The 20,004-nt window shown below is 71.0% G+C and carries 18 protein-coding genes; 10 read left to right on the top strand and 8 right to left on the bottom strand.

From position 1 onward, the window contains the following. The first annotated feature begins 225 nt into the window (after positions 1-225). Positions 226-627: a BlaI/MecI/CopY family transcriptional regulator gene (locus O0S08_RS28080; protein WP_269032405.1), complete on the top strand. Its 402-nt coding sequence runs from the start codon at positions 226-228 to the stop codon at positions 625-627. Further along, positions 620-2,800: a M56 family metallopeptidase gene (locus tag O0S08_RS28075; protein WP_269032404.1), complete on the top strand. Its 2,181-nt coding sequence runs from the start codon at positions 620-622 to the stop codon at positions 2,798-2,800. Before O0S08_RS28080 ends, O0S08_RS28075 begins: the two co-directional genes overlap by 8 nt. A gap of 121 nt (positions 2,801-2,921) precedes the next feature. Here the strand turns inward: O0S08_RS28075 and O0S08_RS28070 are convergent, their stop codons facing one another. Further along, positions 2,922-3,476, bottom strand: coding sequence for a YceI family protein (locus tag O0S08_RS28070; protein WP_269032403.1), 555 nt, complete (start codon positions 3,474-3,476; stop codon positions 2,922-2,924). Between the two features lie 18 nt (positions 3,477-3,494). Beyond that, positions 3,495-3,938 (bottom strand): site-specific integrase, encoded by a 444-nt coding sequence (locus tag O0S08_RS28065; protein WP_269032402.1) that lies wholly within the window; start codon positions 3,936-3,938, stop codon positions 3,495-3,497. A 406-nt stretch (positions 3,939-4,344) separates the two neighbouring features. On the opposite strand from O0S08_RS28065, the gene O0S08_RS28060 reads away from it, so the two are divergent. Next, complete coding sequence (locus tag O0S08_RS28060; RefSeq protein WP_269032401.1) at positions 4,345-6,027, top strand: FG-GAP-like repeat-containing protein; 1,683 nt, start codon at positions 4,345-4,347, stop codon at positions 6,025-6,027. A 220-nt stretch (positions 6,028-6,247) separates the two neighbouring features. Here O0S08_RS28060 and O0S08_RS28055 read toward each other — a convergent pair whose 3' ends face one another. Both O0S08_RS28055 and O0S08_RS28050 read right to left on the bottom strand, forming a co-directional pair. Then, positions 6,248-6,844 carry a polymer-forming cytoskeletal protein gene (locus O0S08_RS28055; protein ID WP_269032400.1) on the bottom strand — a complete coding sequence of 199 codons (597 nt, stop codon included), beginning with the start codon at positions 6,842-6,844 and terminating at the stop codon, positions 6,248-6,250. A 176-nt stretch (positions 6,845-7,020) separates the two neighbouring features. Then, on the bottom strand, positions 7,021-7,590 hold the full coding sequence (locus tag O0S08_RS28050) for a hypothetical protein (protein ID WP_269032399.1): 570 nt from the start codon (positions 7,588-7,590) through the stop codon (positions 7,021-7,023). 35 nt (positions 7,591-7,625) lie between these two features. Here O0S08_RS28050 and O0S08_RS28045 point away from each other — a divergent pair, with 35 nt between their 5' ends. Continuing rightward, positions 7,626-8,402 carry a hypothetical protein gene (locus tag O0S08_RS28045; RefSeq protein ID WP_269032398.1) on the top strand — a complete coding sequence of 259 codons (777 nt, stop codon included), beginning with the start codon at positions 7,626-7,628 and terminating at the stop codon, positions 8,400-8,402. Between the two features lie 116 nt (positions 8,403-8,518). Here the strand turns inward: O0S08_RS28045 and O0S08_RS28040 are convergent, their stop codons facing one another. Both O0S08_RS28040 and O0S08_RS28035 read right to left on the bottom strand, forming a co-directional pair. Then, positions 8,519-9,067 (bottom strand): dihydrofolate reductase family protein, encoded by a 549-nt coding sequence (locus tag O0S08_RS28040; RefSeq protein ID WP_269032397.1) that lies wholly within the window; start codon positions 9,065-9,067, stop codon positions 8,519-8,521. 266 nt (positions 9,068-9,333) lie between these two features. Next, positions 9,334-9,750 (bottom strand): hypothetical protein, encoded by a 417-nt coding sequence (locus O0S08_RS28035; RefSeq protein WP_269032396.1) that lies wholly within the window; start codon positions 9,748-9,750, stop codon positions 9,334-9,336. Between the two features lie 299 nt (positions 9,751-10,049). Here O0S08_RS28035 and O0S08_RS28030 point away from each other — a divergent pair, with 299 nt between their 5' ends. Together O0S08_RS28030 and O0S08_RS28025 are read left to right on the top strand one after the other, a co-directional pair. Beyond that, positions 10,050-11,147 (top strand): NADH:flavin oxidoreductase, encoded by a 1,098-nt coding sequence (locus tag O0S08_RS28030; RefSeq protein WP_269032395.1) that lies wholly within the window; start codon positions 10,050-10,052, stop codon positions 11,145-11,147. A gap of 453 nt (positions 11,148-11,600) precedes the next feature. Next, positions 11,601-12,095, top strand: a complete 495-nt coding sequence (locus tag O0S08_RS28025; RefSeq protein WP_269032394.1) for a VOC family protein — start codon at positions 11,601-11,603, stop codon at positions 12,093-12,095. Positions 12,096-12,331: 236 nt separating this feature from the next. On the opposite strand, the gene O0S08_RS28020 is transcribed toward O0S08_RS28025, so the two are convergent. Then, positions 12,332-13,528, bottom strand: coding sequence for an MFS transporter (locus O0S08_RS28020; RefSeq protein WP_269032393.1), 1,197 nt, complete (start codon positions 13,526-13,528; stop codon positions 12,332-12,334). Positions 13,529-14,005: 477 nt separating this feature from the next. On the opposite strand from O0S08_RS28020, the gene O0S08_RS28015 reads away from it, so the two are divergent. The 3 genes from O0S08_RS28015 to O0S08_RS28005 all read left to right on the top strand — a co-directional run bounded on the left by O0S08_RS28015 (position 14,006) and on the right by O0S08_RS28005 (position 16,846). Beyond that, entirely contained in the window at positions 14,006-15,112 is a 1,107-nt protein-coding gene (locus O0S08_RS28015; protein ID WP_269032392.1) for an SPM autocatalytic domain-containing protein, read from the top strand. A 459-nt stretch (positions 15,113-15,571) separates the two neighbouring features. Beyond that, the gene (locus O0S08_RS28010; protein WP_269032391.1) at positions 15,572-15,949 is read left to right on the top strand and encodes a hypothetical protein; all 378 of its coding nucleotides are present in this window, start codon (positions 15,572-15,574) and stop codon (positions 15,947-15,949) included. Between the two features lie 138 nt (positions 15,950-16,087). Further along, positions 16,088-16,846: a hypothetical protein gene (locus O0S08_RS28005; RefSeq protein ID WP_269032390.1), complete on the top strand. Its 759-nt coding sequence runs from the start codon at positions 16,088-16,090 to the stop codon at positions 16,844-16,846. Positions 16,847-17,101: 255 nt separating this feature from the next. Here the strand turns inward: O0S08_RS28005 and O0S08_RS28000 are convergent, their stop codons facing one another. Next, positions 17,102-18,715 carry a hypothetical protein gene (locus O0S08_RS28000; RefSeq protein ID WP_269032389.1) on the bottom strand — a complete coding sequence of 538 codons (1,614 nt, stop codon included), beginning with the start codon at positions 18,713-18,715 and terminating at the stop codon, positions 17,102-17,104. Between the two features lie 346 nt (positions 18,716-19,061). On the opposite strand from O0S08_RS28000, the gene O0S08_RS27995 reads away from it, so the two are divergent. After that, positions 19,062-19,952: a Kelch repeat-containing protein gene (locus O0S08_RS27995; protein WP_269032388.1), complete on the top strand. Its 891-nt coding sequence runs from the start codon at positions 19,062-19,064 to the stop codon at positions 19,950-19,952. Positions 19,953-20,004: the final 52 nt, after the last annotated feature.

The following is a 20,004-nucleotide window of genomic DNA, read 5'->3' as shown; positions in this document are numbered from 1 at the left end:
TGTGCAATAGAACATGCTCGATTGAACTTGTCTTTTAAGGCATGAGAGCGACGGCCGGGCCTTATAAGGAAGGGGAAAATCGGTCGGCGCGTCGTGCGCATGCAGCTCTCGACCTGGTCGAAAGTGCAGGTCCGAGCGAATCCGCGCATATGCTCTGGAGGGCCGCCAGGACGCGAAATTCTCGCTTGACTGGTTACTACACCTGTAGTACTACGCTTGTCGTTCATGGGTGAGGAACTCCAGCTCAGCGATCTGCAGCTCGGCCTGCTGCGGATCTTGTGGGACCGCGAGGAGGCGACGGCGCTCGAGGTGCACACCGTCCTGGTCGAACAGGATCGGGGGCTCGCGCCGACGACGGTGTCGACGATGCTGTCGCGTCTGGAGAAGAAGGGGACGATCACCCACCGCACCGAGGGCCGGCAATTCATCTACCGGGCGCTCGTGCGCGAGGTGGACGTGAGGCGCTCGATGCTGAGTCGGGTGACCGATTACTTCTTCGGCGGGGACGTGTCGGCGCTGGTCAGCCACCTCGTCGAGGGCCGCGACGTCGATCCGGACGACATCGCGCGCCTGCAACAACTATTGGCCGAACGATCCGGCGGAGCTGAGGAACACGACGATGCTTGATCTTGCGATCGATCCTGCCGGCCTCGCCGGTCTCGCGGCGCCTGCCGCTCACACCACCGTGAGCTGGCTCGGCACCTACTTCGTTCATTCCACGGTGCTGGTCGGCGGTGTGTGGGCGTTCAGCCGCTTCCTGCCGCTCGACGCGCTGACCCGCAGCCTGCTGTGGAAGATGTCGCTGGTCGGCGGGCTGTTCACGGCGACGCTGCAGACCGGGCTCGGCGTGGAGCCGATGTTCGGTCGGGTGACCGTGGCCGCGACCTCGCCGGTCGAGGTGGCGCCGGCGCTGCCCGCCCCGCCGCCGCCGCCGCTCGCGGAGGAGCCGGCGACGCTGATGCTGCCGTTCACCCGCGCGTGCGTCGGCTGCGAGTCGCACGTGGTGGTGGTCAGCGACGACGACGTCACGGCGGTGTTCGCCTCGCCGCCGGTGTTCGTCGACGGGCCGACGTGGGCGGTCGTGCCGACGCCACTGGGTGCGCCGACGACCCCGCCTGCGCCGATGCAGATCGCGACTGCGGGTCCGGTCGGAGGCGTGAGCGCGGCGGTGTGGGCGTTCGCGGGGCTGTTCCTGTTCGGGGCCGCGGCCTCGCTGGGTCGCCTCGGGGGGACGCTCGCCCGCATGCGCCGCGGGCTCCGCGGTCGTCGGGTGCTCGGCTCGGGGCCGCTGCGCGAGCGACTGACGCGGCTCCTGGCGCAGGCGCGGCTGCCGGGCGAGAGCGTGGCCCTGAGCATGTCGGACGCCATCGGCTCGCCGATCGCCATGACCGGCCGCGAGATCGTGGTGCCGGAGCTGGCGCGCGAGCTGGCGCCGCGGCAGCAGGAGGCGATGCTGGCCCACGAGCTGGCCCACGTGCTGCGCCGCGATCCGGCGTGGCAGCGGCTGGCGGCGTTCATCGAGGCGCTGCTGTTCTTCCAGCCGCTCAACCGCGTGGCCCGCAAGGGCATGCAGGAGGCGGCGGAGGAGCTGTGCGACGACTGGGCGGTGCGCAACACCGGCTCGGAGGTGCACCTGGCGCGCTGCCTGGAGGAGGTCGCGGCGTGGCCTGGTCATCGGGACATGTCGGCGTTCGCCAGCCCGATGGCGGGGCACGCCTCGCAGCTGGTGCGCCGGGTGCAGCGCCTGCTCGACGTGCAGCTGCGCGACCGCGGGCGCTGGGCCAGCCGCTGGCGGGTCGCGCTGGGCGCGGCGCTGCTGGCGATGGTGACCTTCGGGGCGCCGGGGCTGTCGATCGCGGCCGAGGCGCATGAGACCCAGGAGTGGCCGACCTCGCCCGACAACGGGCCGGCGCCGCAGCCGACCCTGTCGTTCGTGCACGTGCCCGAGACGCCGATGGTGGCCGTGACCGGGCCGCACCACTACGCGAGCCACGGTCACGACATCATCGTCGTGCAGCAGCCGCAGGGGCTGACCCGCAAGCAGAAGCGGCTGCTGCGTCGCGCCGAGCGTCACGCCCGCAAGGCGGCCAAGCTGCGGGCCAAGAGCGGGCTCTACGCGGTGCCGGCGTCGGCCGCGGTGTACGTGCCGGTCTCGCACGTGTCGCACGTGACGCCGCCGACGCCGCCGACGCCGCCGACGCCTCCGACCCCGCCGACGCCGCCGAGCTACAAGGTGGTGGTGGCGCACGATCACGACGACGACGACGACGACGATTGCGACGACGACGACGATTACGTCATGGTCCGGCCGATGGCGGTCCCGAACGTGGCCGTGCACCCGCGCGTGATCCACGTGCCGGTGATCGACGAGCACGCGATCGAGGCGATCACCGCCCAGGTCGAGCGCGAGCTGGAGGGCCTCGACGAGAAGATCGAGCGCGAGCTGGCGGGGATCGACTTCGACAAGATCGCGGCCGACGTCGAGCGCGGCGTCGCGGCCTCGCTCCGCGGCGCGGAGCGGGCGCGGGAGCACGCCGACCGGGTGCGGGAGCAGGCTGACCGCGTGCGCGAACAGGCCGACCGGGCGCGCGAGCGGAGCGAGCGGGACCGCGAGCGGGCCGAGCGGGCGCGTGAGCGGGCCGAGCGGCACGCCGAGAAGGGCCGTCACAAGGCCGAGGCGGGCCGCGCCGCGGCTGCCGCGGTCCGCGGGGTGGTCGACGCGGCGCTGGCCGACGGGGTGATCGACGCCGAGGAGCAGCGCAAGATCAGCGAGGCGGCCCGCAAGGCCCGCGCCCAGTGACGCGATAGTTTCACAGGTGTCCGTAGGGACATGCTCCCAGGAGCATGTCCCTTTTTTCATGCTCGAGAGGGCATGCTCGAGAGGGCATGCCCTTTCAAGTATGTGTCTCTCGAAGGCCCGCTCAGGGGGCCGTCCAGGTGCACGGGTCGGGCGTGGTCTCGCCGCCGGCGTTCGGATCGGCGGGCAGGTCCAGGGCGACGACCACGCGGTCCTGCAGCTTGATCGCCCCGGCCAGCGCCTTGTAGGGCGCGATCCCCCACTGGGAGGGCACGAGGGTGAACTCGGCGCGCAGGCGGTCGCCCTCGACCCGCACCGGGGCGCGCACCGGGGCTGTCCTTCCGGCCATGGCCAATCGGCCATCCAGCACGCCGCCCGGGGTCAGCGCGCCGGAGAACGTGACCTCGGGGTGCTGCGCGGTCAGCAGGATCTCGTCGGTGATGTTGCGCTGGATCTTGGCCTTGTCGCCGGCGCCGAGGCCCTCGAGGTCGACCCGGCCGTCCTTGCCGACGACGCCGTCGACCGTCAGCGAGGCCGGCCAGAAGCGGCCGCTGAGCGCGGTGCCCTCGCGCCGGATCTCGAAGCGGCCCAGCGACAGCCGAAGGTCGTGGGCCAGCCGCGCGAGCAGACCATCCTTGAAGGTGAAGACCTTGATCGTGCCTTTGTCCTGCGTGTTCATGGGAATTCTCGCTCGGGCCTACGTCGCCAGCTCAAGCGAGCCGGCGGGCGAGGGGTCGAGTGCAGCCACGGCGAGCGCGGCCATTTCCACGTCCTGGATGTGGACGTATGAGCGCATGGTCGTCTCCAGCCTGGAGTGACGCGCGAGTTTCTGCAACGCCAGCGGCGGAACGCCAGCGCACGCGGCCAGTGTAAGCGCCGTGTGCGGTGCATGGAGGGGCGCCTTGGGCGCAACCCCCGCCTGTCGCTGGATCGCCTGGACGCGGGTGGCGAGCGTGGTCTCGTTGCAGTGCGTCCAGCGATCGGCCCGGAACCGCGAGAGGACGACGCGGCACCGCGAATCCGACTCAGCGTAGAGCCCGCGCAGAGCCCGCATCAGCACCGGTGCGATCGGCACTGCCCCGAATTCCTTCCTGGGCGAGTCCTGCAGCCGACCCTTGTGCATATTGCGCTGGGTGAGCATCTGCTCGCGCGTGTCGTCCGTGTGAGGGACCCGAGCCGGACGGACGGCCGGCCCGTCGGGGCCTCACTCCGTCGGTCGCGCGGGATTGCCCGTATCCTCCGCAGACCGCCGGTGTGACCCTGTCGAGCTCATGCGTCGCATTGAAGCGAAAAGCCGTGCCTTCGACAAACACCTGCTCCTCCTGCTCGGCCTGTGGTCTGCGGCCTGCGGAGCCGACACCCCTGCCACTTCTCTGACCGAGACCGAAACGGGGGCCACGACGACCACCACCGGTGACGTGCAGACCTCCGATGGTTCATCCACGGCACCGGACTCGAGCACCTGCAGCACCGCTGGCTGCGACGGCCCGACGACGTCCAGCAGCGACGACACATCTTCGAGTGAAAGCACCAGCACGACCATGCCCGTGGACCCGACGACAGGGACGACCGGCACGACCATGGTCACGGACTCGAACGACACCAGCGAGACCGGCACCGACGTCTGCACTCCGAACCCCTGCCTCAACGACGGCGCCTGCATCGAAGGCGTCGACAGTTACACCTGCGAGTGCGCCCCCGGATTCACCGGACCGAACTGCGAGACCGACTTCGACGACTGCGCCCCGGAGCCCTGCCAGAACGGCGGCGCCTGCACCGACGCCGTCGACGGATTCACCTGCGAGTGCGCCCCTGGATTCACCGGACCGACCTGCGAGACCGACATCGACGACTGCACCCCGAACCCCTGCCAGAACGGCGGCGTCTGCACCGACGCGATCAATGGCTACACCTGCGAGTGCGCCCCCACCTACACGGGCGAAAACTGCGACGCCTGCACCGGCACCCTCGCCGACTGCAATGCGGACCCGGTCGACGGCTGCGAGGTCAACCTCCAGAGCAGCGCCGACCACTGCAACGCCTGCGGCAACGCGTGCACGGACAACGACATCTGCACCAACGCCGCCTGTGAGCCGCCGCCGGACGGCCAGGTCCCCGGCGTGCCGATCGACGTGGCCGCGACGCACACCCCGCTGGCCCCCGCGGTCGCCGACATCGACAAGGACGGCAAGCTCGACATCCTGGTCGCCAACGCCGAGTCCGGCTCGGCGATGACCCCCTCCGGCTCGCTCTCCGTGTTTCGCGGCAACGGCGACGCCACAGTGCAGGCGGAGGTCCACTACCCCGGCGCGCCGCTGTCGAGCAACGCGGTCGTCGCGGCGGACGTCGACGGCGACGGCTGGCTCGACGCAGTCACCGTCGACGGCCAGACCAACCTGCCCGCCACCCACGGTAACCTCAGCGTCTACCGCAACCTCGGCCCGGACATGCCCGGCACCTTCGGAGCGCCGGCGCCGTTCACCACCGGCGCCCCGGGCTCCGTCCACCTCTGCGCCGGCGACTTCGACAAGGACGGCGCGATCGACATCGCCACCACCAGCGTGACCTCGAACCAGGTGAGCGTGATCCCCGGCACCGGCACCGGCACCTTCGACCCGCCCGTACTCATCGGCATCCTGGCGACCGGCGGCGTGCAGTCGACGATCGCCTGCCGCGACGTCGACGGCGACACCGACGTCGACCTCGTGGTGACCAGCCCCAGCTCGGCGCGCCTGTCGATCCTCGTCAATCAAGGCGATGGCACGTTCGCTGCCCCGGTCGGCTACACCAACGCCAAAAACGGCCAGACCGCGGGCCTCGCCTTCGGCGACGGCGACGGCGACGGTAAGCTCGACATCCTCGCCAACGGTGCCGCCGGCGCCTACCTGTTCTTCTTCAAGGGGAACGGCGACGGCACCTTCGCGAGCGGCGTGGAAACCGCCACCGGCGCGAACCCGGTCTCCAACTCGGCGCTGGGGGTCGTGGCCAGCGACTTCAACGGCGACGGCAAGCTCGACGCCTACATCCTGTACACCACGGCCGCCGGCGGAGTCTTCCCCATGACCGGCACCGGCACCGGCAAATTTACCGCGGCCCCCCTCGTCGCCACCGGCGTCTCGCCCGGCCTCAACGCCATCGCCGTCGCCGACCTGAACGTCGACGGCTACGACGACCTCATCCTGACCAACAAGGGCTCCGCGACGCTCACCGTGATCCCCAACGGCCTGTGATCGCCCACGGACGGGCGAGCGGATCGCGCTCGGGACGCGGCTCGCGAGCCGCGGTTCGGCATGGCGGGCCGGATCCGTGACGTTGACTCGAGCGACGTCGGGGCCGAGCGGATCGCAAGCGACCGCTCGGCCCCGACGGGGCGCAGATCGCCGGCATCGGGCCCCAATACGCAGTGGGCCACGCCGGACGAGGTGTGACGCCTCGACGCCGCTGCCGGGCTCAGCCCGCGGCGCGCAGGAAGCCTTGCCTGGAGAGCAGTCGCTGCGCCTTCGCGATGTCCGGGCTCTTGTCCTCGGTGAAGCCGAGCAGATCGGAGAGGTGGCGGAAAGCGTCGTCGGAGAGGACCTCGCGGACGGTGGCTTCGGGCAGCTTCTTCGGCTTCGGCTTCTGGAAGTTGTCGAACTCGAAGCGATGCTGGGCGGTGAGCTTGCTCTTCTTGACGACGAGATCGTGATTGCCGATCAAGAGCACCCTGGTCGTGACCGTGCCGCGCAGATCGCTGGTGCCGCCCTCGTAGTAACCGAAGATGGTCTCCGCGACCTCGGTGGCACCTTGAACCTCGAGGTTGCCTTCGAGGTACAGATTCCTGCAGCGCAACGTGCCGGTAATGACGAGCGTCGCCGTCTCTTCGATGTTCACGTTGCCGTTCACGGTCAGATCGCCGAGCACCAGCACGGTCTTGCCGGACGGATCGTACGAGCCTTCGAGGGTGGCCGGACCCTCGACGACGCGGAGCTCGTCCTCGTCCACGCAGTCGGCGATGTCTTCGTTCTTGATGCGCTCGAGATCGGCTTCGGTCCCCTTGCGCGTCTTCAACCTGGTCGTCATGGCAGCGACAGTAGAGGAAGTTCGTCGTCGCGTGCAACGGTCGCGCGCCATGCACCGCCAGGGCCATGCTTTCCTCTCTCCCTCACCCGCTGCGCCTGGTCGCTGGGGCCCGAGTTCGCGATCATCTCGCTGTACTGGGTGGCGCAGGTGCCGAGCGCGAATGTTCAACTTCCGCCGGGGCAGCGCGTGCGATAGTCGCGGACCAGCACGGCGAGGCCGTCGGCCTCGGGTTCGGCCTGTAAGCGCGCGAGGACGAGGCCCGCACGCTCGGCAGGCGCGGCGACCCGCACCTCGGCGGCGAACGTGAAGGGCGCCGCGGGGCACGCGAGCTCGTCGCACACCTCGATCTCGGCGACGATCGCCCGCGCCTCGGCGGCCAGCGCCGCCGCGAGCTGACGATCGCACGGCACGTCGGAGGCGGGGAAGTGGTGCAGCCCGTCGGCGACGTGCATCCACTGGTGCGCCAGTCGGGCGGTGGCGGCGGCGTCGTCGAGCGAGTCCGCCAGCACGACGACGCCGTCTGGGCGCACGGTGCCGCGCGCATGGCCGCCGAAGCAGATCGTCGGGCTCGCGCCAGCGAGCGCGGGTTCGACGCGCGATCCGCGGACCGCGGCGACCAGCGAACGCGCGCGCTCGGCGTGGGCGACGGTACCCGCCGGACAGGGCCGCGCCGGAGGCTCGCACGCGAGGCCGGCCACGAGCAGCAGCGCGGCGAGGTGGTGGCTGTCCATCACGATCGGCGGATGATACCGTGACGATGAGGAAGACCGTGGAACTGTATCGCCCTGTGCGCCTCGTCTGGCCCCTCGCGGCCGCATTCGCGCTGCTCGCCGGCCCCGCGCGCGCCGATGTCATTCGCCGGCCGCCGGACGACTGCCCGCCCGGCAGCGAGGGGGGCACCGGCCATTGCGGCGCGGAGTGTTACGCGCTGGTCTGTACGAACGACGACGAGTGCCCCGACGGCACGACCTGCCAGGCGGCGAAGGCGTGCATCCGCGTCCTCGATTGTTTTCCAGAGCCACAACACGTCCACGGCGGCGCGTGCTCGCCCGAGGATACCTGCCGCGGCGACGGCGAGACCTGCCAGACCATCGACCTGTGCCTCCCGGCGGGTGAGACGTCGTCCGGTGGGAGCGACACCGGCAGCAGCACGGGCAGCACGAGCAGCGGTAGCACGAGCGGCGGGAGCACGGGCAGCGACACGAGCAGCGGGAGCACGAGCACGGGGAGCACGAGCACGGGGAGCACGAGCAGCACGAACGGTGGCACGACCAGCGGGAGCACGAGCAGTACGACCACCAGCACGAGCAACGGCAGCACCGAGGCGACCCCGACGACCGGTGGCCAGCCGGGGACCACGGGCAGCGGCACGAGCAGCTCGACGGGCGGCGGCGCGGGCAGCAACACGGGCGGCGGAGGCAGCGGCGACAAGGCCGGCTGTGCGGGTTGCGGCCTCGCGGAGGGGCCGCACGGGGTCCTCGCGCTGCTCGTGATCGTCGGGGCTCGCAGGCGGAGGCCGCGTCGACCTGTCCCAAAAGTCCTGTGAACTCGCGAGCGCGAGCCTGCGCGCACCCTGGGGGGCTGTCAGCCTGTTTCTTTCAGGGGAGGGAGGCGGCCCGAGTTGCTCGCGGATGCGCCGACTCGGGCGAACAAGCCCGATGGCTACCTTCTCGGCTCATACCGCATCGCCACCGCCCCCGAGCCGAACTCCAGCCGGCTCACGAGCCTCAAGTCGATAGCCTTCGACAGCCCCGCGAACAACGTCGGTCCATGGCCTGCCAGCCTTGGATGCACCACGAACTCGTACTCGTCGATCAACCCCAACTCCGCCAACGCCAGCGGGAGCTTCACGCCTCCCACGAATAGTCCCTTACCCGACTCTCGCTTGAGCTGCTGAACGGCCTCCCCGAGATCTCCACGCACGAGCTCCGCGTTCCAATCGACCCGGTCCAGGGTGCTCGACACGACGTACTTCTTGGCCGCATCGATCGTCCGGGCGAAGGGGTCCATCCAGCCTGGCCTCGCTCCCGTCTGAACCGGCGCCCGAAACGCGGTCTCCATCATTTCGTAGGTCACCCGGCCAAAGAGGAGGGCATCGGCCGCGTCGAGATTCTCGACCGCGTGGCGATGCATTTCCTCGTCCGGGAGGATTCCACGATGATCGCAGCACCCGTCCAGTGTGACGTTGATGGAATACCGAAGGGGTCGCATTTGCGCGAGAGTACCGCCGACAGGGTAGACTCGCAAGGATGCCCCTCACCCCGTTGCTCCCACGGCGAAGGTGGGGATCGAGACGGTGCTGCGGCCAAGCGAGCCCGAGCGCGCCGAGGAACTGGACGAGGCGGGCAGAACCCTGCCCGGGAGGACCGCTGACGACGGACGAGCGGGGCGAGCTCGTCCGGCTGCGCAAGGAATTGAAGCGGGGGAGATGGAGGGCGACTTCCCCGCCTGCGACGGGCACCAGGCTGCACGTCCTCTCAGAACGTGGTGAGCGTCAGACTCATGGTGGTGGCGTCCACCGTCTCGTAGCCGATGTAGAGCGTCAGTACGCCTCCGTCATAGATTCCGGTCACCTGATCGACCGGCACCGTCGCCGAGCCGAAGGTGCTGATCGGCGTGCCATCGAGCGCGACTGCGCCGGTGGAGAGCCTGACCCAGAAGACCCCGGAGGGGAAGGACACGACGGGGGGCGAGGAGACGGAGGGAGTCATCGTGCCGCGGACCGGCTCTGCGAGCGAGATCCAGATCCCGTCCACGCTGAAGGGGTACGGATCGTCCACCGCGTCGTAGAAGGTGCCCGTGTACTCCGCGTAGTGCAGGCCGAAATTCTCGATCGTGATATCGCAGGCCTGCCCGACGCAGTAGTCGATGAAGCCGAGGTTGTCGCTGGTCACGGGTCGTATCAATACGGCTCGTCGTACCAATCCAGCATCCGGTCTCGACCTCGGGTGGACCCGGCCGCGAAGATCAACAGGGCGGTCCTCTTTGATCACTCTGCCGTGGCGGGAAGCTGACCACTCGGCCGGTGACTGCGGGCCGCGGGTCTGTGGCACAAAGTGGCCGCGTTCTGACCGGCCTGGCTCGGATTTATCGCACGAGGAGGCCGCAACGGGGCCGTCTTGACCGTCCAGTCTAGTGAACTAAATTTCCGTACACTGAACCGCGAAACCGCGGTCGCTGTCCACGAGGTCTCATGAGCATCGACTCCCTGTTCCGGCCGCTGCAGGTCCGCTCGCTGCGCCTGCCCAACCGCATCGTCATGGCTCCCATGACTCGCTCGTTCTCGCCAGGTGGCATCCCGACGGCCGAGGTCGCCGCGTACTACCGCCGGCGCGCCCAGGGGGAGGTCGGGCTCATCATCACCGAGGGCACGGTGGTCGAGCGCCCGGCGGCGCGCAACGACGCCAACGTGCCGGTATTCCACGGCGACGCCCTGCCGCAGTGGCAGCGCGTGGCCGACGAGGTGCACGCCGCGGGCGGGAGGATCGCGCCGCAGCTGTGGCACGTCGGGTCGTCGCGCGGCACAGGGGCGGACTGGCGGCCGTTGGGTCGGGTCGACAGCCCGTCGGGGCTGGTCACGCCGGGCAAGCGGGTGCTCGAGCCGATGACCGAGGAGGACATCGCCGACACGATCGCGGCGTTCGGACGCTCGGCCCGGGCAGCGCGCGAGCTCGGCTTCGACGCGGTCGAGATCCACGGAGCGCACGGTTATCTGATCGACCAGTTCTTCTGGGGCGGCCTCAACGTGCGGACCGACCGCTGGGGCGGCGCGACCATCGGCGAGCGCGCGGCGTTCGGCGCGGAGGTGGTTCGGGCGGTGCGCGCCGGCGTCGGCGAGGACATCCCGGTGATCCTCCGGCTGTCGCAGTGGAAGGCCCAGGACTTCGAGGTGAAGAACGCCGCGAACCCGCGCGAGCTCGAAGCGTGGTTGACGCCGCTGTCCGAGGCCGGGGTCGACGTGTTCCATTGTTCGCAGCGGCGGTTCTGGGAGCCCGAATTCGCCGACTCGGAGCTCAACTTCGCGGGCTGGGCCAAGAAGATCACGGGCAAGCCGACGATCACCGTCGGCTCGGTCGGGCTCGACGGCGAGTTCATCGCCGCGTTCGGCGGCGCGTCGTCGCGGCCGGCGTCCCTCGACGGATTGGTCCGCCGGCTCGAGGCCGAGGAGTTCGACCTCGTCGCCGTGGGCCGCGCGCTGCTGGCCGACCCGCAGTGGCTCCGGAAGATCCGCGACGGCCGCCACGACGAGCTCGGCGTGTTCGAGCGCTCGGCCCTGGCGACCCTATCCTGAAGGTCAGCCTCGACCTCGCGGCCGTCTCGCGCGGCGAACGACCGCTCCCGGGCGCGTAATGAAGTTCGAAGTGGGAATTCCCTCGGCCTCTCCAAACCCCGTGTTCAGTCGGGCCGAGGTTCCCCGGATCGTTGCGCGAGCCCGAAGTACCGGCTCGAGGCGGCGACGGCCCGCATCACCAGCGCGAACTGCAGCTATGGGCCGCACTTGCCGCCACAGGGCGCCTGCGCGGTGTACGGAAACGAGGACCGTGGGGCGGTGAGCGCGCGGCTCACGTTTCGACATGGCGCATCGAGCGCGTCTCGTCGGGAATCGTCTACTGGTGTCACCGGGCGTGCTGTCGCACGGTTCCTTCCGCTAGAGTGACGCCCGCAATGCCGAGCTCCGCCGCAGCAACGCGGCTCGTCGGCAAGGGGCAAGCACGGCAGGATGCGCAGCGTACGGCCAACAACCATGACCTCAGGAATCCATCACGTGGCGTTTGCCTGCCTCGATCCCGAGGCGACGCATCGATTCTACTCGGAAGTGCTCGGCTTCCCCCTCGTGCATACTGAGCTCAGCCAATTCGGGAAGGGTTGGTTCCGCCACTTCTTCTACGATGTCGGCAACGACTCCTCGATCGCATTCTTCGAGCTACACGACGTCGGCGAACCCACGCCGCAAAAGACCGCGATCTCCACCGACCTCGGGTACCCGATCTGGGTAAACCACGTTGCGTTCCGCGTCGACCGCGAGACTCAGCAACGACTCGCGGCGAAGGCCCGTGATGCGCAGCTCAAGGTCGTCCTGGAGCATGACCACGGCTGGTGTCATTCCGTGTACCTCCGGGATCCGAACGGCATCCTCGTCGAGCTGTGCGCGGACCACGAGGGCGGCATGCCAGTCGATCTCGCCGAGGCGGAGAGGCTCCGCACCGTGATCCCCGCGTGGCTCGCCTCGAGTCCATGAGGCTTCTCGTCCATCACGACATGAGCGGAGGCTACGTCGCCGCCGTCCTGCCGCGTTAGACCCGAGAGCGAGGCGATCCTCGTCCGCTCCAGGATGCCGTCGACGGGGCACCCGCCTGGGCCGCACCGTCCCCGGCGCCGAATTGGGCGCGCGCGTCGCGATGGGATGGCGGCGCTCGAGCGCGGGCGCCACGAGGAAGCGCGCCCACGCTGCCGTGCTGCGCGGCCGCGTGGCCCTCATCGAGGCGACGAGCGAGGGTGACCTGGCCGGTCCACGGTCGCCACCAGCGTCTCGTGCAGGAGCGCGAGCCCCACGGCGCTGCCCACCAGGAACCACGGGATCGCGCCGAGCCCGAGCCGTTGGCCGAGCAGACCCGCGAGGCTGGGCATGGCGGCGAGGCCCGCGGTCGCGGCGCTCACCTGAAAGCCCACGGCGTGGGCCGCGTGCGACCCCATGCGGCGCGGCGTCTCGGCCATCAGAACCGGGTACATGGGGGCCAGGGCGAAGCCGAGGAGCGCGAGGCCGGCGAATGCCACCACCGGCGGCAGCCCGGGGCGAGCGAACACGATCGCGCCGAGCACGGCGAGCGCGGTGGCGAGGCGCACGAGGAGCACCGGGCCCACGCGCTCGACGACGAAGCCGAGGACGATGCGGCCGGCCAACAGGCTCGCCCAGTAGAGGCTGACCCAGGTACCGGCCTGAAATTCGTCGAGACCCCGCGCCTCGGTGAGCACGGTGAAGGCCCATTGACCCGCGGACATCTCGAGGCCCGCGTACAGGAAGAAGAACCCGAGCTGCAGCCACATGCGAGGGCGGCGCAGCACGTGGGGCCCGGCGTCTTCCTCGGCGCTCGCGGCCGAGGTCGCGGCGTCCGTGGCAGTGGGGGCGGCGCCTTCGTCCCAGCGCCGGCGGGTGAGGGTGAAGGCGACCGCGAGCACGCCGAGCGCCCCGGCGAGGAGCGCATATCCCGTGCGCCACCCCGCCTCGCGCGCGAGGACTGCCGTCATGAGCGCCGGCCCGAGCGCCGCGCCCAAGCTGTAGGCCGCGTGAAGCCAGGTCATGTGGCGCGCGCCGAAGTTGTGCGCGACGTAGGCGTTGAGCGCGGCATCGATGGCGCCGGAGCCGAAGCCCCCGATGCACGCAGCGGCGAGGAAGACGCCGAGGTTCGGCGCCGAAGCGAACCCCGCGACCGCCAGAGTGACGATCGCGGTGCTGCCTGCCAGGAGCGCGCCGATCCCCACGCGACGCATGAGGCTGCCGGCCGCCAGCCCCGAGAGGAAGTACGAGACCGCCAGAGCGGCCAGCGGCGCGCCGAGGGCCGCCTGGGGCAGCGAGAAGGCGGCGCGCAGCGACGGCCACGCCACTCCGAGCACCGCGTCGGGCAGCCCGAGGCTGATAAAGCCGAGGTAGGCGAGCACGAGGAGCGTGGTCAAGTGACCCGAGGATGCGGTGGGCATGAAGGCGAGGTCGCGCGCGGCTGCAGGGGCTCCGGCGCCCGCGCTTTAATACGGCGCAGGCGCACTTGCACCTGAGCGAGGTGCTCGATGGCGCCTGCGCGCTCTCAGCCAGGGGCCGGCTCTCCGACCGCGGACGGGGGCGCAGAACCCGAAGTCGCCAGCGCTGGTGCCCGCTCGCCCTCGGCTCGGCGAGCGCTGCACGGAGAGGTCGCCCCGCGAAGAGGTCGCGCCCGTCCGCGATTCGACCCGCTCGGCCGCGATGCCGGGCGACGCCCGCCGGCCGTTCTCCGACTCGGCTGGCGCGGCTCGCCCCGGCGAGATCGCACGACACTCCCGTCAGACCAGGACGTCGGTGGGCTCCAGCCTCGTCGCAGGGGCTTCACCAAACGGCGCCCACGTCGCCTGTACGTCCTCTGGGCGGCTTGGCACGGTCCCTGCTAAGGCCACGTCCGCATGACGACCACGACTCGCCTCCTCACCTTGTCCTCGCTCTTCCTCGCGCTGCCGGCGTGTGACTCGAAGGTCGAGGGTCACCACGCGAACGACGGCGACACCTCGGCCGGCGAGGGCGACAGCGAGGGCGCGGAAGCAGGCGAGGGCGACAGCGAGGGCGAGATTGTCGGCGAAGACGAGCCCGAGCCCGAGCCGGAGCCCAAGGCGGATTTCGGCCGCGCGGGCGAGATCTGCGACCAGTCCCAGCTGTCCAGCGAGTGTCAGATCGACGGCGTCGCCGGCCTCGAGTTCTGCGTCTGGTCGCTCGATCAGTACAACCACATCTGGACCGCCTGTCTGACGGAGACGTGCGCCGAGGAGGGCGACTCGCGTGCCTGTGAGGGCGGCACTCAGCACTGCGTCGCTTACGAGGCGACCCCCGACACCGGCGAGACGCGCTGGGGCGAGTGCGGCGAGGCCGACGAGTGCAAGCCGGGCGAGTCGCAGTCGTGCGGCTTCGACGAGGGCGAATTCGACATCGACATGGGCTGCATGGTCGACGAGGAGACCGGCCGCCACGTGTGGAACTGGGAAGACTGCAACACTCCGCTGGTGCTGAGCTTCGGCGACGCCATCGAGTTCGCACCGACCTCCGCCTCGGCCGCCGACTTCGACATCCACGGCGGCGCCGGCAGCTGCGCCCGCGCCGACTGGCCGACCGCCGCGACCCCGTGGCTCGCGCTCGACCGCGACGGCAACGGCAGCATCGACGGCGGCCAGGAGCTGTTCGGCGCCGCCACTCGCCTGTCCTTCGGGTCAGGTGTGCATAACGGCTTCCGGGCCCTCGCCGAGCTCGACAGCGACCGCGACGGCAAGATCACCGCCGCGGACGCGCGCTGGGGCGAGCTGGTGCTGTGGGCCGATCACGACGCCGACCGGCGCTCGAGCGGCTGGGAGATGCTGCCGCTCGCGAGCTTCGAGATCGTCGAGATCGACCTCGGCTACACCACCCGCCGCGAGTGCGACGCGCGCGGCAACTGCGGCCTCGAGCGCGCCAGCTTCGTCTACCGCACCGCCGGCCAGCAGCGCACCGGCGAGGTCGTCGACGTGCGCGTCGCCTGCGAATGACAGCCACCTCCATTCGCTCGCGGCATGGAGGTCGCGCTCACGTCATGGGACGCTCGGACGTCGGGTTGTCTACGGCGGGCGACGCCTGGGCCGCGAGTCGCAGCGATCGCCAGCTCCGTCCTCATCTCCTCGTGCTCGGCCTGCGAGGTCGGCGTGGGCCGTCGCCTGCACGGCGAGGAGCAGCACAGCAAGCACCGCCGTGCCCGGCGAGCTCGAGGTGGGCTCGGACGCCGACGCTGGCGGGATGGTCGGCGACGCGTTCGTCGGCGGGCTGGTCGGCGGGTGCGGCTCCCGCTCGTGCTCGCGCCTCCTGGTGTCGCGACTGGGAGGCGATCGCCGCGCCGCTGCTCCGCGCCGCTGCTCTACAGCGCGCAGTCGGATCCGGGCGCGTGTTCTCCAGGCAGGCGAGTCGGAGGTCGAGCGGGCGACGATCACCCTCCGTTGAACTAAGATCCCCGCATGCGCAGCTTCGCCTTCCCGATCGTCCTGCTCGCGGCCTGCGGTCAGGCCGGTAGCCCTCCGCCTGCGGCCCCGACGGCGCCCACGGACCCCGGCGAGACGGTCATCACCGATCGCTCGCAGCGGGCCGCCGCGGTCGGCAAGACGGTCACGATCATCGGCCCGCAGACCCGCACGAAGCAGCCGACCGTCCACGGCGTCGACGTCGATGGCGACTACGCGCTCTCCGACCGCACCGTCATCGTCCGCGGCGTACTCCGCGAGGCGGTCGTCACCGAGGTCGATCCGACCGTCGCGGGCCGGAGACCGGGGACCTACTACGCCGTCGTCGATCCAGCCACGGGCGAGCTAGCCAGGACGGCCCTCCACGAGGAGTGAGGCGAACAACCCGCGGGCCGGCCTTCTGCGAGCCGACCTGCGGTCCACGGGACCTGACGCCCGAGGCGGGTACCAGGGCTGCGCGTGCGCGGATCCTCGCGGTTTGACCGGCGACGCGCGGCCCGATACGGTCCCCGCGTGCGCGCATGCCTGCTGACGCTCGTCCTCGCGACGTGTACGGGGCAACCTCCCGTCGACGCCGAGCGACGGCCGCAGCCGACTCCCCCAGCACCCGAGGTCGAGCCGTGGTTCGTCGCCGCCGACGTCGCCCTGGCGAGCCGTCCTGCGAGCGTCGAGGAGCTGCAGCCGTGGATCGCCGTCGATTCGCTGCAACCGACGGACACGCTCCCCGGGGTCGTGTTCGCCTCGTACGGCCCGTCGCTGCCGACCGCCACCCGCCCCGCGATCGTGTGGTTCGATCCGGCGAGCGAGGCGCGACCGAACCTGATCGACCTCGAGCGTGTCGACGACCTCACGCAGGCGCGGTGGATCGTCGTCGAGACATCGCACGATCGCCGGCGGATCTGGCTGGTCGCGGACTCGGCCGTCGAGGGTCCGTCGTGGACGCTGGCGATCGTCACCAGCGAGGACGGCGGGCGCAGCTGGCGGCTCCGCGGCCACGTGCGCAAGCCGTATTACATGGCCGGCGTCGAGGGGCTGCAGATGGACGCCGCCGGCCGCGGCGCGCTGGTCGTGCGCTGGGACGACGACCCGGCGGCGCCGATCAGCGGCACCGCGCCCGGGCGCTACACCTACCGCACGAGCGACTTCGGCGCGACGTGGTCGAGCCCCGAGTTCGCGCCCGACGACCTCGCCGGGCGCTTCGCCTTCGACGGCGACGACGTCCCGCCCGGCACCACGGTCCCGGCCTGGTTCGCGCGCCGGCGCGGTCGCTAGCGCCGATCGAGCGCCGTGGCCGGAGGCCGCCCGGACAGGTCGACCGAGCTGGGCGGGGCCTTCCGGCTGGCGCATTGCCTTCACGCGCTCGTGCTCGGCGGCCCTGGCGCGGACGCCGGGACGTCAGAGAGCGACCCGCGCCGATGCCAACCGCGTCGAGGGCCTGAACCAGCCCATGAGTGCGGACCGGCTCAGCCTACCCCGTGGCTCGAACCCCGGCGGTCGCCACGACATGCTCCGCACGACACTGCGCAATCAGGGCGCCGGCAGCGGGGTGACGGCGAGCTGGACGTTGACGACGGGGACGGCGCCGTCGGTCTGCCAGCGCTGGCCGTCGTGGCGGGTGCCCAGGGCGGGGACGACGTCGACGATCTCGACGAGGTGCTCGCGGAGGGTGAAGGCGAGGCCGATCTGGTCGGGGCGTACGGGATACGAGAAGGAGGCGTCGGCGCTGCCGAGGTCGAGCCTGGGGCCGTCGATGTCGACGCGGAGCGCGAGTCTCAGGGGGATCGTGGCGCGACCAGGGACGCGGACGTCGGTATGGCCGAAGGTGCCGAGCCACACGTAGGTTGGAGCCTTGAACGCGGGCAGCGTGCGCTCGTGGGGACAGACGGCGCCGAACCGGCGGACGCGGACGCGGTCGCCGGAGTCGTCCGGGTCGATGCGCACGAGGTCCTCCCCGTGGCGGACGAATCGAGGGCCCGAGCGCAAGTCGAGCACGAACTCGTAGGGCTTGGCGGCGAGGACCCGCACGTGGGACACGGTTTGGGCCTTCTCGCGGTAGGGGCCGTCGCCGAGGGGGGGGAGCTCGACGGTGACGTAGTCGACGGTGAACGGGCCGAGGGCGAGGTGCTTGCCGCGGTCGAGGGGATGATCGGCGAGGAGCTTCGGCGCGGTTTGGAGCTGGGTGGGGACGGTGGTGCGCTCGGCGCTCGGGGTGCAGGGGTCGGTGGGCGCGGCGGGTGCGATCTTGGGGCCGGGCGGAAGCGGCTCGATGCGGGCGCGGACGTGCAGGCGAGCGTCGTTGTCGGCCTGCCAGGCGCCGTCGAAGCGGGTGTTCGGGCCGGGGACGACGCGCTCGATGGTGACGAGGCGGGCGCCAACGCGGAGCCGGTGGGGGACGCCGGGCCGGGGCTCGAGCCCGTAGAAATAGCCGCGATCGGTGACGGAGACGTGCGGGGCGACGCCGTGACCGTGGAGGGCGAGTTGGAGAAACTGACCCGAGACGTCGTAGGTATGGGTGCGGATGCCCTCGGTGCTGAGCCACAGGCTGCGCGGGGCGTCGGCGGGCTCGACGACGGCGGTGGCAGGGCAGAGGTCGCGGGTGACTGTGACGGTGAGGTCGGCGGGCGGATCGCCAGCGGATGTGCTCAGGTCGAAGCGATAGGGGCCGACTCGGACCGGTTGTCGCTCGTCGGGGTCGAGCGGCACGAGGTTGCCCCAGGGGGCGTCCGGGCCGACCTCGCCGCGGTCGATCTCGATGTGGAGGCCGGGTCCGCGGCGGCTGACGCGATGGGTGCCGTGCGTCGTCGAGGCGTCGTAGCGCAGGTGGGTCGCGCCGATGTCGAGCTGGTCTCCGGGGTGCAGGATGCTGCTGCCGATGGGCGTACGGCCAGCGGCGAGGTCGGGCGGAAGCTCGGTCGGGAGCTCGCCGGCCTCACCGCAGCGTCGATCCGCGGGGGCGGCGGGCGCTGCGAACGAGGGCGCCGCAATCGGCGAGGGAGCGACAGGCTGAGCCCGAGGGTCGGGGCAGCCGAAGGCGGGCGAGGGATCGGCGCACATGAGCTCGGCGTGCGCGAGCTCGGCGGGCTCGTGACGGTCGCAGCCGAGCAGGACGACGACAGCGGTGACGAGGCGGCGAGAGGACATGGTCACGCTCTCCAGGGAGCCGGCGACGGTCGGCGGCCAGGACGGCCAGGACGCGCGGAATCGGAGGTCGAACGAGGGCAGAGAGCGGTGGAACGGGCGCGAGAGCGGGGCGGGTTTGGTACGGTTCGTACCATAGGCCGAAAGCCTCGCCCCGTCACTCGACAGGATGCCAGTTGTGCTCTCTCTCCTCCTCGTCGGTCGTCTCCTGCTCGCCGCCTCCGCTCTCGCCGTGCAGGCTTCCTGGGTGTCACAACCGGGCCCCGGCGCCGACGCGGCGGGCGTGCTCGTTCGCGTCTCGAAGCAACGCGTCCTCGCGCTGGCGGCGACCGAAACGACGCGAGGGCTCGTGCAACGCGATCCCGAGACCGGCGCATGGGCGCCCCGCGCCTCCCTGCCGAGATCGCGGATCGGCTACGACGCCGTCGTCCTCCTTGGGGGCGACATCCTCGTCGTGGGTGGCGGCGAGGCCAGCACCTACGATCGGAGCACGAGCGAGACCTGGCGCTACGATCCGGACCGCGACACGTGGGACATCGCCGCTCCGCTGCCGGTCGCCCGCCTCGAGCAAGCCACCGCACGCCTCGCGGACGGCCGCGTCCTCGTCGCGGGCGGGGTGGACGCGACGGGCGCCCCCCTCTCGCGCGTCGACGTCTATGATCCGGTCACCGACCGCTGGACCCAGGCGGCCGATCTGACGCACGCTCGCCGCGGGGCCGTCGCGTTTCCGCTCACGCGCGGGGGGGCCGTCGTGCACGGCGGCGACGGGCGCGACACCTCGGGCGAGGCATTCCTCGTCTCTCGCTTCGAGCGCTGGGATCCACGGCGGGACCGCTGGCGCGCCGGCGACGTCCGGCCCCGGCACGAGCACGTCGCGGTGGTCCTCGCCGCAACCGGCCTCGTGATCGGCGGAAACGCCGACTATCGCGAGGGGTGGGGCATCCTCGAGATCGAACGATTCGACGCCCAGGCGAATGCATGGACGACCGTGGGCCGGCTCCACGACGAGCGCTCCCTGGGACCGGTGGCCGTCGTCTTGCCCGCGCGCCGCCGTCTCGTCGTCGTCGGCGGCTTGGCCGAGACGGTCGAGGTGGTCGACCTCCGACGAGGGAGGTCCACTCCCTCTGCCCCGCTGCCACCGGAGTTCGGTACGGCCGTCGCGGGGCTGGCCATCGACGGTCGCGCGTTCGTGGTCAACATCCACGGCGAGGCGATGTCGCTCGAGTTCGAGGGACGATAAGGAATCGGCCCGGACCTGCCCTGCCAATTGCGACGCCGTAGCCGTCGTTCGC

Origin of the sequence: Nannocystis punicea (genome assembly GCF_026965555.1) — a bacterium.
Lineage (GTDB): Bacteria > Myxococcota_A > Polyangia > Nannocystales > Nannocystaceae > Nannocystis > Nannocystis punicea.
This window is presented reverse-complemented; position numbering and strand designations above follow the sequence as displayed.